This is a genomic window from Marinobacter shengliensis (assembly GCF_003007715.1).
GTDB lineage: Bacteria > Pseudomonadota > Gammaproteobacteria > Pseudomonadales > Oleiphilaceae > Marinobacter > Marinobacter shengliensis.
In genome coordinates this window covers 162,980-178,131 of the sequence record NZ_PXNO01000021.1, presented here as the reverse complement: position 1 = coordinate 178,131, position 15,152 = coordinate 162,980, and the positions used below count along the sequence as shown (strand labels likewise).

Below are 15,152 nucleotides of genomic sequence, written 5' to 3'. Positions count from 1 at the left end.
AAGGCAGCACTTCATGGCGCTCTAAAGTACAATGGCGCTTTGGCTCAAACATGGAGGCGCCCTTTGCCCCTTAGGTCACGCGTTGCCCATGAATGGCAAGCCTTCTGGCTGGCTATCGGCTTCCTTACACGCATCCCCATGCTCGTGCGGATTGACTACTCCCAGCGCCTCATGAATCAGAGCAGCACCTATTTTCCCCTAGTGGGCCTTCTGCTCGGATTGGTCTATTGCGCCGCCTTCTTTCTGTTTTCACTGATCGCCAGCCCAGTGGTCGCCATTATCCTGGTGGTTATTCTGCACCTGTTTATCACCGGAGCTTTTCACGAGGACGGTCTGGCGGACAGTGTTGACGCTCTCGGCGGGGGTTATACCTTAGAAAAACGGCTGGCGATCATGAAGGACAGCCGCATTGGTACCTATGGCACGGTGGCGCTGGTGATGGCCTTGCTGCTAAAAGTGGCCCTGCTGGCCGATGCCCAATTGATCTGGCTCGCGTTGCTGGTGTCACCTGCGGTTTCCCGCCTGACACCCTTGGTGTTGATGGCTTGCCTGCCCTATGTCACCGATCCTGACAAAAGCAAATCCAAACCGGTGGCGGACGGTTTCTCCCGCAGCCGGTTGTTGGCGGCGGCCGGCTTTGTAATGTTGCTTACAGCGGGGTTATCACTCTGGCAGCCGTTGCTTATTCCCGCGACCGTCACTGCCGTACTTCTGGCTGCCCTGCTCTGGGGAGGCTATCTGCGCAGGCAGCTTGGCGGCTATACAGGCGATACCCTGGGCGCGGCCGTCGTCTTAAGTGAACTGGTGCTATTGCTGTTTCTGTAGTCTCAGGCGGTCATTGATTCTGGGCAATGCTCAGTTATCCACCGTGAATGACACTATCCGGGAAAGCTGACTGATGGGCATCCCGGTTTCTTCATGCCAGCGATTAAATGCCTCCTGGGCCTGGGTGAGCCCTTTCTTGCTGGCAGGAGACGCATCCAGAATGCCTGCACGGGTCAGTGCAGTCACCACATCGTGAGACAGGATAAAGCCATCCCACCCCACCCGGCGCAGGAAATACTGGGCGGAATTACCCCCCAGACGCTCGCCATTGCGTTTCAGGTACAGCAGCAGCCCCACCTGATCGGTTGACGGCCACTGCGCCAGAAACCGGCCAAAGCTACCATGATCCTTCACCACATCCATGATCATCCGGGCATTCTCCGGAACCGTGCGGATCTTCTGCATGTTACGAACAATCCGCTCGTCCGTTGCCAGCCGCTCCAGGACTTCCGGCGGGACCTGCTGCCAGTAGGCGGGCACAAACCCTTCGAACGCCGCCTCAAAATCCGGCCATTTATTCTCAATCACCCGCCAGACAAACCCGGCCTTGAAAATGCACCGGGTGATCTCGGAAAGGTAACGGTCGTCGCTGATCTTGGCCAGGCGCTGCTTCCCGGTGACCGGTGGCAGCATGGATTTCAGGGCCTGTTCACCGCCTTTGCGGGCCAGTGCCTGCTGGTAGAGCTCGGAAAACTTCATCTCACCTCCTGAACAGAAGCCCCAAATCTAGTCTGATCGTACCCAATTCAGGACCTGTGAGGAAAACGATCATGCTGTTTTTCGGTGCCCTTCACTTGCCGGCCAGGTAACTTGCCAGACGCTGATGCTCAATAGGCTGGCCCCAGCCATTGCCATGCACCAGCTCTTCCAGCGGAAGCCGTGAACGCCAGCCTTTGGCCTGCAGCTCCGGCTGTTCCAGAAATTCGCTGACATAACCCAGGCACAGATACGCAAGAGGGTATACGTGATCTGGCAGCTGCAGGATGTCAGACAGTATTCCCTGATCCAGAATACTGACCCAGCCCACACCAATACCCTCTGCTCGCGCCGCCAACCACAGGTTTTGTACCGACAGACAGGTGCTGAACAGATCCATTTCCATGATGGAGTTACGGCCGAGCACATAGGGCCCGCCGCGGGACCGATCACAGGTAATGCAAAGATTAATGGGACTTTCCAATATGCCCTGGAGTTTCAGGGTCCGGTAGGTTTGCTGCCGCTCGCCGGTGTAATTTTCCGAGGCTTTTGCGTTTTCCTCATTGAAGCTGGCCAGCACCTGCTCGCGCACCGCCAGGCTGTCGATAACGATGAAATCCCAGGGCTGCATGAAGCCCACTGACGGCGCATGGTGGGCTGCCCTCAGAATACGGGCCAGCACCTCATCCGGAATGGCATCCGGCAAAAACTGCGAGCGCACATCCCGGCGCTCGAAGATGGCCCGGTAAAGCCCCTCACGTTGGGCATCAGTGAATGGGTCGTTCTGGTTGCTCATAACTGCAACAAGCTCCTTAACCGGTCCGTGTCCAGGCACTGCTCCACCTGATCTGCCAGGCGGTCGAGCTGCTGCAGACGGTGACTCTGGTAATCCACTGACCGCGCACTCCATGTATTGAGACCGGCCCAGCACAGAATGGCATCGCAGGCGGCAGGCTCATCAAAGAGACCGTGCACATAGGTGCCCGCCACCTGACCGTCGGGGCTGACCGCACCATCCGGTCGCCCATCAAGCTCCGCAAAAGGCCTGGCCAGCGCTGAGCCCTCGGTGACTCCGTTGTGCATTTCATAGCCGGTCATTGTCGCCGTAACACCACTTTCAGTAACCTCGGGGGATAGTCTACCGGTCACTTGTCTGAGCTGCTTACCCGACACCATGCGGGTGACCATCTCGAACAGTGCCAGGCCCTCGGTATTGCCAACTTCGCCCTCCAGACCGTCAGGGTCTTCCACCCGAAGTCCCAGCATCTGGAATCCGCCACAGATACCCAGCAGCTTGCCGCCATAGCGCAGGTGTTTCTGGATGGCCTCAGGCCAGCCCTGTTGTCTCAGCCACTGCAGGTCGTGCCGGGTGCTTTTGCTGCCGGGCAGGATAATCAGATCTGCCGGCGGAATGGTCTCATCCGGGCCAACGAAAACAAGGTCTACACCCGGGTGCAATCGCAACGGATCAAAATCATTGTGGTTGCTGATCCTGGGCAGTACCGGCACCACCACTTTCAAGGCGCCGGCCTCGCTGGTGCCGGCGGCACTGACACTGTCTTCGGAATCTATCACCAACCCGTGCAGGTAGGGCAAGACCCCGAACACCGGCTTGCCAGTGTGTTCGGCCAGCCAGTCCAGCCCGGGCTCCAACAGCGCAATGTCACCCCGGAACCGATTGATGATAAATCCGGCCGTTCTGGCTTGTTCACTGTCGGAGATCAACGCCAGGGTGCCCACCAACTGGGCGAAAACCCCGCCTTTGTCGATATCCCCTACCAGCAACACCGGGCAATCGGCGGCCTCGGCGAAGCCCATGTTGGCAATGTCGTTGGCCCGCAGGTTGATTTCCGCCGGGCTGCCAGCGCCCTCGGCGATGATCACATCATAACGTGTGCTCAGTGCTCTCCAGCTTGCCATCACCGAATTCATCGCCTCAGCTTTGTAGGCGTGGTAATCCAGGGCATCCATATTGCCACGAACCCTGCCCTGTAATATCACCTGGGCCCCGCAATCGCTCTGGGGCTTCAGTAACACCGGGTTCATGTCACTGTGGGGCTCCAGACCACAGGCCAGTGCCTGCAACGCCGTGGAGCGGCCAATTTCGCCACCATCCACGGTAACCGCACTGTTCAGGGCCATGTTCTGGGGTTTGAACGGTGCCACCGACACCCCCTGACGCGCCAGCCAGCGGCACAGGGCCGCCACCACCGTGGTCTTGCCAGCATCCGAGGTGGTGCCCTGCACCATCAGGGTGGGCATTTACAGCTCCACGCCCTTCTGGGCCTTGATGCCCTGATCCTTGAAAGCGTGCTTGACCACACCCATTTCGGTCACGGTGTCGGCCAGGTCGATCAGTTCCTGGGGAGCACCACGGCCGGTGACCACCACATGCTGCATCTCCGGCCGGGCCTGCAGGTCATCCAGCACCCGGTCCAGATCGATGTAGTCGTACTTCAGCGCGATATTCAGTTCGTCCAGCAGAATCAGGTCATAGCTGTCGTCTTTGAGCATGTCAGCTGCGATATTCCACGCTTCAGTCGCACTCTGCACATCCTGTTCCCGGTTCTGGGTGTCCCAGGTGTAGCCCTGTCCCATCACGTGGTAGGTCACGTTCGGCAGGCTCCGGAAGAACGCTTCCTCGCCGGTGCTGAAAGCGCCCTTGATAAACTGGACGATGCCCACTTTCATACCATGGCCCAAGGCCCGGGCGACCATGCCGAAGCCGGAACTGCTCTTGCCTTTACCTGGGCCGGTCAGCACCAGCAACACGCCCTGTTCTTTCTGGGCGCGGGCGATACGTTCCTGCATGATTTTCTGTTTGGCGGCCATGCGCTTGGCATGGCGTTCGGGGTCTTTGGCGCGTTCACGCATGATGACTCTCCTTGGGTTCACGCATTTGTATTCATCAGGAAAACCGGATTTCCTCGCCGCGAAAGATCGCGGCAACCAACGCCGGCGACGACGGGAAGTAGCCGTGAAAATAGCTGGCCACCAGATTCCGGTGGCGATACACCGCCTCTCCGTCAGAGCCGGCCTGCTTCTTCGCCCTGGCCGCAGGTTGCCAAGGGGTCTCAAGACTGGAATGGTGATAGGTATGGCCCCGCAACCCGCCCAGCTGGGTCTCCAGACTTTGCAGGCCCAGCGCGGTCAAACGGTTAGCCATGGTAGCGCGCCCGGGTACCAGGCCCAGCAGGCCATGCACCGTGCCGTCTTTGTCTGCCAGCTCTTCGGCACAGGCCATTAGCCCGCCACACTCTGCCAGAATGGGCTTACCGGCCTGATGAAAGGCGCGGATCGACAATTGCATAGGCTGGTTTTCCGCCAAGCTCCGGGCATGCAGTTCCGGATAGCCGCCCGGCAGCCAGAGCGCGTCGGCCATCGGTACTTCCGAATCGTGCAGGGGCGAAAAATACACCAGCTCAGCGCCCATGGCTGTGAGAAGATCCAGGTTGGCCCGGTAGATAAAGCTGAAGGCCGCATCCCTGGCCACGGCAATCCGGCGCCCGGTCAGCAGCGGTTCTGGCCTCGGTGGTGCTTGAAAATGAAAAGGTACGGGCTTGGGAAGTACATCCAGACCCGCTGATGTCAGGACTTCGGCCGCTCTATCCAGCCGATCACTGAGGTCGTCCATTTCTGCCGCCTGGACCAGCCCAAGGTGCCGGTCCGGGATATTCATGGCATCGTTTCGGGGTATCGCGCCCAAAAGGCTGATGCCATCCGGCAGGCTCTCCCGTAACAGCTCGCCGTGGTAGGAACTGCCAATCTTGTTGGCAATTACCTGATGAACAGGGAGTTCGGAATCAAAGCTCGCCAAGCCCAGGGCAACCGCGCCGAAGGTCTGAGCCATGCCCTTGGCATCAATCACGGGCAGGGCCGGAATGCCTGCCAGTTTGGCCAGGTCGCCGCTACTGGGGCTGCCATCAAACAACCCCATGGAGCCCTCCACAAGGATCAGGTCGGCGCTCTGGGCGGCCTCGGCCAGCCGCCACCGGCACTCGTCCTCGCCGGTCATCCAGGGGTGCAATTGGTAAACCGGGTTACCGGAGGCGACTTCCAGCACCATGGGGTCCAGGTAATCCGGCCCATGCTTGAACACCCGGACGTTACGGCCCGCATTCCGATGCAGGCGCGCCAGCGCAGCCGTAACCATGGATTTGCCCTGGCCGGAACCCGGGGCGGTGATCATGGCGGCGGGGATTTTGTTGTCTGGCATGTGTTGCTGTTCCCTGTCGTCTGAATTTGGTGCAGACGGGCAGCGGAGCAGGGCTTTCCGGGACACGCTGTAAATACATCCCTGTACGCTTGACTGCAGCATCCCTGCTGCAGACAGTCCCGGAAAGCCCTGCTCCGCTGCCCTCGCTATACTTATGAGCTAGACTCGTTTTGGCACGAAGAAAGGCGCGCCATCCACTTCCACCGTTGCCAGTTGCTGGTTATACAAACGTTCCAGAGCATCCGGCACCAGCATCCTTTCTGCCGGGCCCCAGCAGGTTTCGCCATTGGGGTACATCAGCAAAATATGATCACACCAGCGGGCAGCCAGGTTCAGGTCGTGCAGGCACATGAAAATGGCGTTACCCGCTGCCGCCCGGTCAGTGAGCAATTTCATGACGGCCACCTGGTGGTGCAGGTCCAGGTGATTTGTCGGTTCATCCAGCAGCCAGGTGTGGGGCGACTGTGTCATCAGCGTGGCAATCGCCACTCGCTGGCGTTCGCCGCCAGACAGGGTGCTGACCAGGCGGTTTTTCAGATGCAGGACATCCAGCGCTTCAAGTGATCTCTCGGCCATGGCCAGATCGTCTGCCCCTTCCATCTGCCAGGGCGCCAGCCACGGATGACGCCCGATCAGCGCGGTTTCCAGTACCGTTGCAGGGAAGCCATCCTGTCGGTCCTGGAACACCAGCCCCAACTGTTGGGAGAGGGCTCTCCGCTTTAGCTTCGTTGTAGGCACATCATTCAGGAACAAAGCACCGGCACGGGGCGCACGAAGACCTGCGAGGGTGTGCAACAGCGTGGTCTTGCCGGCACCGTTGGGCCCAAGTACGCCCCAAACCTGACCTGATTTTATTGTCAGATCCAAAGGGTAACCGTCGGCCCGGCCAGGAATATCGATGACCAGTTCCCGGGTACTCAAGGCTTGCATTGGGGGGCGTTTATTACCGGACATCAGCGACTCCGGTACAACAGATACAGGAAAGTGGGAACGCCCAACAGCGCGGTGATCACACCCACCGGCAGTTGCTCCGGCGCGATCACAACCCTTGCCAGGGTATCCGCCAGCACCAATAGTGTGCCACCGGCTAACGCACAGGCCGGTAAAATCAGGCGCTGGTCGTTACCAAGCACCAACCGGAGCATATGCGGGACCACCAGCCCTACAAAGCCTATGCTACCGGCCATGGTCACCGCCGTGGCCGTGAGCAGGCTGGCCAGTATGTAAATCAGCCATTCCAGTGGGCGCACTGAGATCCCCAGGGCAGCAGCCTGCATGGGGCCACGGGCCAATACATTCAGACTGCGGCCAAGAGGCACCACCAGCGCACACACCAGCACCAGCACGCCAAGCCCCGGCCAGGGCGCCCTGGCGTAGGACACATCGCCCATTAGCCAGTACAACATGCCCGGCAACTCTCTGGCCGGGCTGATGGCCAGCATCAAGGTAATGACCGCCCCCCAGCCAGCCGCCACCACAACCCCCGTGAGCAAAAGGCGGGAGGGCGTCCAGCTGCCGGTGCCGTGGGCGAGCCCAAACACCATCAAGGTGGCCAGCATGGCACCGGCAAAGGCCGAACCGGAGATAACCGCGCCGCCGAGCCCCGCCAACATCGCCAGCAATGCCCCCACGGCGGCACCCCCGGACAGCCCCAACACATAGGGATCGGCAAGCGGGTTACGCAGCAGCACCTGCATCAATGCCCCGGCCACCGCCAGCAGACCTCCGGTGGCAAAGGCCGACAGCGTTCTGGGTAGCCGGAGCTCAAAAATCAGAGTGCGGTGCAGGTTGGAGCCCTCACCCAGAAACACCAACAGCACGTCCGCAGGTGCAATTGCGACACTGCCAATACCGACCGACATCACCATGGCGATCAGCCCGGCTACGGCCAGAACGGCAAGGGGCAGGGTGATCGGGCGTATCACACGGCTACTCCACTAGGGCCGTCGGCCACGGGCCACCTCCAGTTTCTCGCAAAACAATTGCGTTCCCTCGAGCATTCTCGGAGTCGGTCGCTGAACCAGTGACGGCGGAATAAAAAACAGGTTGTTTCGCTCTGTCGCAGTGATGCTGGGGAATGCCTGCCAGCGCGTCAGCCAGTGGCGATTCTCCTCACCCATTCCACCCGCCAGAATGGCCTCGGGATTCGCCGCAATCACCGCTTCCGCACTGATCCTCGGCACTAGCCGGTCCAGCTGACCAAACACGTTATCACCACCGCAAAGTTCAATCATTTCACCGATCAGGTGCTGGCTGTTGACCGTCATCAGGGGCTCATCCCAAACCTGGTAGAACACCGGCACCGGATCAGCCTTGGCGTACGCCTCCTGCAAGTCGGCAATGCCCTGACGGAATCGCTCCGCCTCTGCAAAGCCTTCTGCTTCAGTACCTGCCAGTATGGAGATGCGCTCAATGGTGTTGGAGACAGCTTCAAAACTCCGGGGTTCAATGGAGAACACCGGGACGCCCATATTCTTGAGTGAGACCAGCTGCTCCGTCGGATTCCCGGTTACCCAGCCAATCACAAGATCCGGCTGCAGCTCCAGCAGCCGTTCCATATCCATGCGGGTATGGCTACCCACTGAAGCGACCTCTCGGGCTGCCGGGGGATAATCGCTGTAAGCCACCACGGCAACTACCTGATCACCGGCGCCCGCCGCCCATGCCAGTTCTGTCGCCCCAGGCGAAAGTGCGGCAATGCGTTTTGCCGGGTGTTCCAGGCATATCTCCTCGCCCAGATCATCCGTGGCGCAGACATAGGATGCCAGGGCCGGAGATGCCAGCAGCATCCAGCCGAGCAGTATGCTCACACCCTTAAGCTTTCCCACTGGCGCCTCCCCGGCAAGATTATGCAGTTTTATCGGAAGTCATAGCGAATCGAAAGAAACCCTGCGGTTCCCGCCGCCAGGTAGCCTGAACCATCAAATCGGGTTGCCGTCGCGTATTCCTTATCCGTAACGTTCTGAAGCGTCAGCCGTGCTGTCCAGTCCTGAGCAAATTCCCACCCTGCACGAAGGTTGAAGGTGACGTAGCCCGGTAAACGATTTTGATTACTAGCATCATCGTAGCGGTAGCCACTGGCCAGAGCGGTGCCTCCCAGACTCCAGGCGCCCATTTGACGGTCCAGGTCAACCCTCAGCGATTGGTGACTGCGACGACGCAGGCGGTTATCCGTCTCACGATCACGAGGATCCATCAAGGTGAGTTTGACCCCAAGATCCCAACCATTCGACCGCAGACCGGAGGCCAGCTCCGCGCCACGAATACGGGCTTCACTCACGTTGGCAGGCCGGAGATCACCGTTGATGCTCTGGAGTTCAATCAGATTCTCTACGTCCAGTTGATAAAGAGCGGCATCCCAGTACCAGTGTTCGTAACGACCGCTAAGCCCCAGCTCCACGGACGCGCCTTCCTCCGGCTTGAGGTCCGGGTTGCCGGCATAACTGCCACCGAAATCGAATATCTCCAAAGGATAGTAAAGATCATTGAACGTGGGCGCCCGGAAAGAGGTGCCATAACTCACCCGTACCCGGTGGGAACGGTCAAACGAGTGGCCAAGGGCAATGCCACCGGTTTCCTGTCGACCGTATGCCTCGTTGTCGTCGCCGCGAAATGACAACTGAATATCGGAAGGGCCGAAGTTTAAGCGCAGTTGGGTGAATAACGCGGCATTAGTGCGACTGTTCTCATCGAACTCGATGGTGCTTTTCACTTCGTCGGATTGTAGCTCTCCCCCGACCGCAAGCTCGTGCACGCCTGCGGTGAAAGTGTTTTCCCATCGTGCGGTTCGGGTTTTGGTGTTGAATACAGAATCGCCGGCACTACGGAAGCTTTCTTGCTCGTCAGCGGATTCTGAAAGCTGGATGGACGTCGCCCAATAATCACTGACAGGGGTATTCAATGTGACGCCGATGGTCCGGATCATAAAATCCGTGTTGCCACCGTCAAATTCAGTATTGCCCTGTGACTGCATGATGACGAAACTGGCCTCTCCTCCGCTCGGCAATTCATGCACAACACGCCCGACGCCAGCGGTATTGCGAAAACCTTTGTCCTCGCCATCTTTCACAATTCTGGTGCCATCGGTCTCCTTGTGCAGCCCGCTGAGGCTGAACCGGGTTGCGCCGTCAGTCGCCGATGCGCCAGCACTGGTTTTCTGGGTGTTGAAATTGCCTGCTCCGGTTTCAACCCACCCTCTGTTACCGTGCTTTGGATCCAGTGTAAATGCCTGAATGACACCGCCTACCGCGTCAGCGCCATAGAGTGCACTGCGGGGGCCCCTGACGATTTCCACGCGCTCAACCAGATCAGCTGGAAAATACTGCCAGGGCGCGCCACCGCTGGTGGCAGAACGAAGGCGCACACCATCAACCAGAAAGACCGTGGAATCATTCGCAGTGCCACGAGTGAATACACTGGTGTTCTTGCCAAATGACCCGTTAGTGACCAGATCAATGCCGGGCTGCGCCGCCAGCAGATCGGTAAACTCGGCAGGCGCCTCACGACGGATGGTTTCTTCTTCGATGACCGTCACCGAAGACAGGCTTTCGCCCACCGTACGGGGGCCAAGCGTGGCAGTTACAACAATAGGTTCAAGAGTATCCGGGGCGGCTTCAGACTCTGAACCACTCGCCGGTAGGGCAAAAGGCATGAACACAAGGGCAGACAAGACTTTGGAACGCTTCATTTCTTCACTCGCTTCGCACCGCACTCACCCGTGCGGTTGATACTGATTCATGCGGAGGAGAAATGTTGGTATTGACGGAGGGTGGAGGGGCGTCGATCAGTTGCATTGGCCGGTTCACCCACCGCCGCTGCCCTCCGCAACGTAGGTGTCTGGAACTCATGGGCTCCAAATTCCAGGCCGGTCTCCGGGCTTCCAGGTGGAGCTGATGCTCCGGGGCAATCACCTTCCCATGCCAGAGGCACAGTGGCGCATTGGATTGCCTTTCACCTGATTACCGTTGCGGGGGCAGCGCCGGGCTCTCACCGGCTTCCCGTTTCACTCACTGCATTCGCCGGACTATCGCCAGTCCGGTTGGAACGCTCAGAGCACCTGAAATTGCGGGCAAGACTATCAACCCGGGTGGGGGTGGTCAATGAGATATGTTAATTCAGACAACGCACTTCCCAGACGTTGCCAACCGGACTCATCAGGCGGCAAACCGAAGCGCAGGGCTGGCGGCTCATCAAAACGCCTGACCAGAATGGCACGACGAGCCAACTCATCCGCTATTGGTGCTGCGTTTTCGTGATGGACCGTGCGAAACAGCAACGTACCGTTGGTTGCTGGCATGCCAGATTTCCTGAGCAGGCCGTCCATCCGCAGCCGTGACGTCTGCAGCCTGCCCCGCGCCTCTATCTGCCATGCCCTGTCAGCCAGAGCTCTTGCCATCAGGTAACGCGCCGGGCCACTGACGGTCCAGGGGCCCAATTCAAAAGCCAGCGCACGGGTCAGCTCAGGTTCAGCCAACACAGCCCCGGCGCGCATTCCGGCCAGGCCGAAAAACTTGCCCAGGGATCGCAGAAGTATCAGACCCGGCGCGCCCGCCCAGGGTTCCAACCCGAAACCCGGCTCTCCCTCGACAAACGCCTGATCAAGTACCAGCCAGCCCCCACGTGCCTGCAATCGTTGATGCCATAACAGGAGACAAGCCGGATCGAGCAGTTGCCCGGTCGGATTATTCGGCTGTATCCACACCACTGCATCCACAGAATCCAGCCAGGCCGGATCACCACTTTCCAGTTTGTCGGCAGGAATCGCCACCACCTCGAAACCAGCGCGACGCCAGGCATGACCATGCTCGCGATATCCCGGAACAGGCACAGCCACCCGACCAATACCATGCACCCTGGCGCGCACCGCAGGCAGGGCCATGATCGCCGCCTGGGAGCCCGCCACAGGCAGGCAGCTGGCACGCTTCGGCGCACCGGCCCAGGAACGGATGACCTGCTCCAGCCCATCGTCCGGCTCTGGCAATCGTTGCCATACCTCCGGTGGAATGGCCGGCACCGGCCAGGGCACCGGATTGATGCCTGTGGACAGATCAAGCCATTGCTCGCGGGGAATGCCCCAACGCTGTATTGCAGCCCGTAACCGCCCGCCATGCTCCGGGGATTCCGGAAGGTCGAAGGCCGTCATCCGGCACCTCCAGGCACCACCCAGCTGCAGGCAAGGGCGAGGACGAACAGCACCGACAACCAGAGCATTACCCCACGCTGTACCAAGGCAATGGCACCTTGGATTGTTGCTGCCGAGGCCCCGGGGCCACAACCTAACACCGGCCGCTCCTTGATGCCGCTAGCATAGGGCGCCGGCCCACCGAGGGTCACACCAAGGGCGCCCGCCCCTGCTGACATCACCGGCCCGGCATTGGGGCTATCCCAGGTTTTTGCCTGGGTACGCCAACAACGGAGCGCCTCCCGGGTATTTCCCAACAGTGCATAAGTGAGGGCTGTAAGCCGGGCAGGTAGCCAGTTCATCAGGTCATCCAGCCTGGCAGCAAACCGGCCGAAGTAAAGAAATCGTGAGTTGCGATAGCCCCACATGGCGTCCAGGGTATTGATCAATCGGTGCAAAACCACACCCGGCAGCCCGGCAAGCAGGTACCAGAACAGACTGGAGAAGACCGCATCGGCACCATTTTCCAGCATGGATTCCGAGGCGGCCGCAGCCACCCCCTCGTCGGACAGCGCCGCTGCGTCCCGACTGACAATCCACCCCACCGCTTTCCTGGCTTGGTCACCGTCGCCCGCAGTCAATGCCGCGGACACCGCCCGGCCATGTTCCGCCAGCCCCCGTAACGACATTGCGAGCCATACGCCGGCCACTTGAGCCACCAACCATAGCCAGCCGCCCAGCCAGAATTGCAGTGCTACAGCCAGTGCCAGCACCGGCGTGACGACGATCGCGGTTGCCAGCGCACCCAGGCACAGGCTCCTTGCGGCGGCCTGCGGCTGGCCATTCAGGCCAGCTTCCGCCACCGAGGCCCAACGGCCAAAGCCTGCCAGAGGGTGCCACCGGCGCGGTTCACCAACCAACCAGTCCAGTGCAACCGCCGCGACACATACCAACACCGCAACCAGAAACGTTTCCAAATGTGGGCTCCATGAATCAGATGCTGGCAAGTCTAACCGAGTGGAGCCTGATCTTGACACCTTCGCCTCCCGGTATGACCATCCTCGGTTTTCCGCCCACAAGGAATCATCGTCATGGCCCTGCCTCAAAGCTGGCTAACACCGCCCCCCGCCCCCTCAGCCGAACACGCCGCGCTTGCCGCAGCGCGACAGCAGGTTCTGACCAAACCGCCGGGCTCTCTCGGGCAACTGGAACAGCTGGCGATTACCCTGGCAGCCCTGAACGGCACAGACAGGCCAACCGTTGATCCTGTCCGCATGGTAGTGTTTGCCGGTGACCATGGCGTATGTGCTGAGGGTGTTTCCGCTTTTCCTCAGGAGGTCACCGCCCAGATGGTTGCCAACTTCGCCGGCGGTGGCGCGGCCATCAGCGTTATGGCCAGGGAGCTCGGTGCCAGCCTGGAAGTTGTGAACCTGGGCACGGTCGGAGAGGTACCGATGCTCCCCGGCGTCATTCACCAGATTATTGGCCCCAGTACTGCCAATATGGCCGAAAAATCCGCCCTTGGCCCGGGCCAGGTAGCTGCTGCACTGACCAGTGGCGACCAGGCAGCCGAGCGGTCGGCCAACGCCGGATGTCGGCTGTTCATCGGTGGCGACATGGGTATCGGCAACACAACCAGTGCCGCCGCACTCGCCTGCGCATTGCTTGACCTGCCACCCGAGAGGCTCGTCGGGCCGGGCACCGGCCTTGACAGCGAGGGGGTCACTCGCAAAGCCCGGGTGGTCGCCAAGGCACTGGCCCGGCATGGCGACGACCGAAACGCCTTGTCTGTGCTGACTTCTCTCGGCGGCTTCGAGATTGCGGCGTTGACCGGTGCCATCCTCGGCTGCGCAGCCCGCAAGATCCCGGTATTGGTCGATGGTTTTATCGTCTCGGCCGCCGCGCTTGTGGCGGTGCAACAGCAACCCGGAGCGCGTGATTGGCTCATGTTTGCGCACCGGTCTGCCGAGCCCGGTCACGACGCGGTGCTGGAAGCACTTGATGCGACCCCACTGCTGGACCTGGGCATGCGCCTGGGTGAGGGCAGCGGCGCCGCCGTTGCCCTGCCTTTGCTTCGGGCAGCCTGCGCACTGCACAACAACATGGCCAGCTTTACTGATGCCGGCGTCAGCGGAAAATCCGGGGAGTAGAACCATGACAACCACCGTGATCGACCTGATACGCCATGGCGAACCCGAGGGTGGGCAAATGTTCCGGGGCAGCAAGGACGACCCGCTGAGCCCCGTCGGCTGGCAGCAAATGGAAGCCGCCGTCCACGGTCACGACCATTGGGATGCCATTGTCAGCTCGCCGATGACACGGTGCCGCCTGTTTGCAGAACAGCTCTCGCAAAGACGCAGGATTCCCCTGCACATCGAAGATGACCTGCGGGAAATCGGATTTGGTGACTGGGAGGGGTTAACTTCGCGGCAGGTCCAGGAACGTTATGGCGACCATCTCAGCCGCTTCTGGCAGGATCCCATAAACTCCAACCCGCCCGGCGGTGAAGCCATTACCGACTTCTACCAGCGAGTCACCCTCGGGTTTGATCGCTGGCAGGACAAGCTTGCGAGTCAGCGTATCCTGGTGGTTTGCCATGGTGGCGTTATTCGCATGGTGCTGGCCAACGTGCTGGGCATTCCTCTGGAGAAATCGTTTGCCGGCTTTTCCGTGCCCTATGCCTGCCGCAGCCGGATTCAGGTGGACCAGTCCGAGTTTGGCACCTTCCGCAGCCTGGTCAGCCACCAGCCTTGAGGGTCAGTGGCAGACCAGCCACCGACATCACCACCTCATCACAGCGCTGCGCGAGTGCCTGGTTGAGCCATCCCAGCTCGTCGGCAAAGCGACGGGTGAGGGGGTCCATGCCGATGGTGCCCAGGCCTACCTCATTGGTGACGATCACCAAGGGGCCTGGATAAGTTTCCACGGCAGTCAGAAAGGCGGCACGTTCAGGCTGAAACAGCGAACGGTCGGCGAACAGGAGATTACTCAACCAGAGACTCATGCAGTCCACCAGAACCAGCGGCGAGGTATCATGCCCGTCAGCCAGGTCTGACAGCGCCCGGCCAAGGTAAACGGGCTCCTCAACCAGCTGCCAGTGTGCCGGGCGTTGTTGCTGGTGGCGCCGGATCCGCAGGGCCATTTCATCGTCACCGGCGGTGGCGGTAGCCACGTAGACCACGTCTGCGCCGGCGTCGCGTGCCCGTTGCTCCGCCAGCCCCGTTTTTCCAGACCGGATACCACCGGTAACCAGTAACTTGTTGACCATAAAACACTCTCTCGTGCTTACCCACC

General features: G+C 60.3%; 15 protein-coding genes and 1 riboswitch. Of the genes, 3 read left to right on the top strand and 12 right to left on the bottom strand.

All coding sequences use genetic code 11. From position 1 onward, the window contains the following. The first annotated feature begins 63 nt into the window (after nt 1-63). On the top strand, nt 64-825 hold the full coding sequence (gene cobS, locus C7H10_RS06940; protein WP_082780509.1) for an adenosylcobinamide-GDP ribazoletransferase: 762 nt from the start codon (nt 64-66) through the stop codon (nt 823-825). Nucleotides 826-855: 30 nt separating this feature from the next. Here cobS and C7H10_RS06935 read toward each other — a convergent pair whose 3' ends face one another. The 11 genes from C7H10_RS06935 to cbiB all read right to left on the bottom strand — a co-directional run bounded on the left by C7H10_RS06935 (nt 856) and on the right by cbiB (nt 12,835). After that, the gene (locus C7H10_RS06935; protein WP_106694288.1) at nt 856-1,524 is read right to left on the bottom strand and encodes a DNA-3-methyladenine glycosylase I; all 669 of its coding nucleotides are present in this window, start codon (nt 1,522-1,524) and stop codon (nt 856-858) included. Between the two features lie 91 nt (nt 1,525-1,615). Continuing rightward, a complete protein-coding gene (gene bluB, locus C7H10_RS06930) occupies nt 1,616-2,317 on the bottom strand; it encodes a 5,6-dimethylbenzimidazole synthase (protein WP_106694287.1) in 702 nt (233 codons plus the stop codon). Continuing rightward, on the bottom strand, nt 2,314-3,783 hold the full coding sequence (locus C7H10_RS06925) for a cobyric acid synthase (RefSeq protein WP_106694286.1): 1,470 nt from the start codon (nt 3,781-3,783) through the stop codon (nt 2,314-2,316). Before C7H10_RS06925 ends, bluB begins: the two co-directional genes overlap by 4 nt. Continuing rightward, on the bottom strand, nt 3,784-4,395 hold the full coding sequence (gene cobO, locus C7H10_RS06920) for a cob(I)yrinic acid a,c-diamide adenosyltransferase (protein ID WP_061331222.1): 612 nt from the start codon (nt 4,393-4,395) through the stop codon (nt 3,784-3,786). A gap of 34 nt (nt 4,396-4,429) precedes the next feature. Further along, entirely contained in the window at nt 4,430-5,737 is a 1,308-nt protein-coding gene (locus tag C7H10_RS06915; RefSeq protein ID WP_106694285.1) for a cobyrinic acid a,c-diamide synthase CobB, read from the bottom strand. 159 nt (nt 5,738-5,896) lie between these two features. Beyond that, complete coding sequence (locus C7H10_RS06910) at nt 5,897-6,667, bottom strand: ABC transporter ATP-binding protein (RefSeq protein ID WP_106694511.1); 771 nt, start codon at nt 6,665-6,667, stop codon at nt 5,897-5,899. A 23-nt stretch (nt 6,668-6,690) separates the two neighbouring features. Beyond that, a complete protein-coding gene (locus C7H10_RS06905) occupies nt 6,691-7,605 on the bottom strand; it encodes a FecCD family ABC transporter permease (protein WP_106694510.1) in 915 nt (304 codons plus the stop codon). Between the two features lie 69 nt (nt 7,606-7,674). Next, nucleotides 7,675-8,565 (bottom strand): cobalamin-binding protein, encoded by an 891-nt coding sequence (locus C7H10_RS06900; RefSeq protein ID WP_106694284.1) that lies wholly within the window; start codon nt 8,563-8,565, stop codon nt 7,675-7,677. Nucleotides 8,566-8,594: 29 nt separating this feature from the next. After that, nucleotides 8,595-10,424, bottom strand: a complete 1,830-nt coding sequence (locus C7H10_RS06895; RefSeq protein WP_106694283.1) for a TonB-dependent receptor domain-containing protein — start codon at nt 10,422-10,424, stop codon at nt 8,595-8,597. Between the two features lie 158 nt (nt 10,425-10,582). Next, nucleotides 10,583-10,775: riboswitch (cobalamin riboswitch) on the bottom strand. A gap of 39 nt (nt 10,776-10,814) precedes the next feature. After that, on the bottom strand, nt 10,815-11,879 hold the full coding sequence (gene cobD / locus C7H10_RS06890; protein WP_106694282.1) for a threonine-phosphate decarboxylase CobD: 1,065 nt from the start codon (nt 11,877-11,879) through the stop codon (nt 10,815-10,817). Continuing rightward, entirely contained in the window at nt 11,876-12,835 is a 960-nt protein-coding gene (gene cbiB / locus C7H10_RS06885; protein ID WP_106694281.1) for an adenosylcobinamide-phosphate synthase CbiB, read from the bottom strand. Before cbiB ends, cobD begins: the two co-directional genes overlap by 4 nt. 114 nt (nt 12,836-12,949) lie before the next feature. Between cbiB and cobT the strand changes: the two genes are divergently transcribed. Both cobT and C7H10_RS06875 read left to right on the top strand, forming a co-directional pair. Beyond that, on the top strand, nt 12,950-14,008 hold the full coding sequence (cobT, locus tag C7H10_RS06880; protein WP_106694280.1) for a nicotinate-nucleotide--dimethylbenzimidazole phosphoribosyltransferase: 1,059 nt from the start codon (nt 12,950-12,952) through the stop codon (nt 14,006-14,008). 4 nt (nt 14,009-14,012) lie between these two features. Then, nucleotides 14,013-14,612, top strand: coding sequence for a histidine phosphatase family protein (locus C7H10_RS06875; RefSeq protein ID WP_106694279.1), 600 nt, complete (start codon nt 14,013-14,015; stop codon nt 14,610-14,612). Here the strand turns inward: C7H10_RS06875 and cobU are convergent. Then, nucleotides 14,596-15,126: a bifunctional adenosylcobinamide kinase/adenosylcobinamide-phosphate guanylyltransferase gene (gene cobU / locus C7H10_RS06870; RefSeq protein WP_106694278.1), complete on the bottom strand. Its 531-nt coding sequence runs from the start codon at nt 15,124-15,126 to the stop codon at nt 14,596-14,598. The genes C7H10_RS06875 and cobU overlap by 17 nt on opposite strands. Between the last annotated feature and the right edge of the window lie 26 nt (nt 15,127-15,152).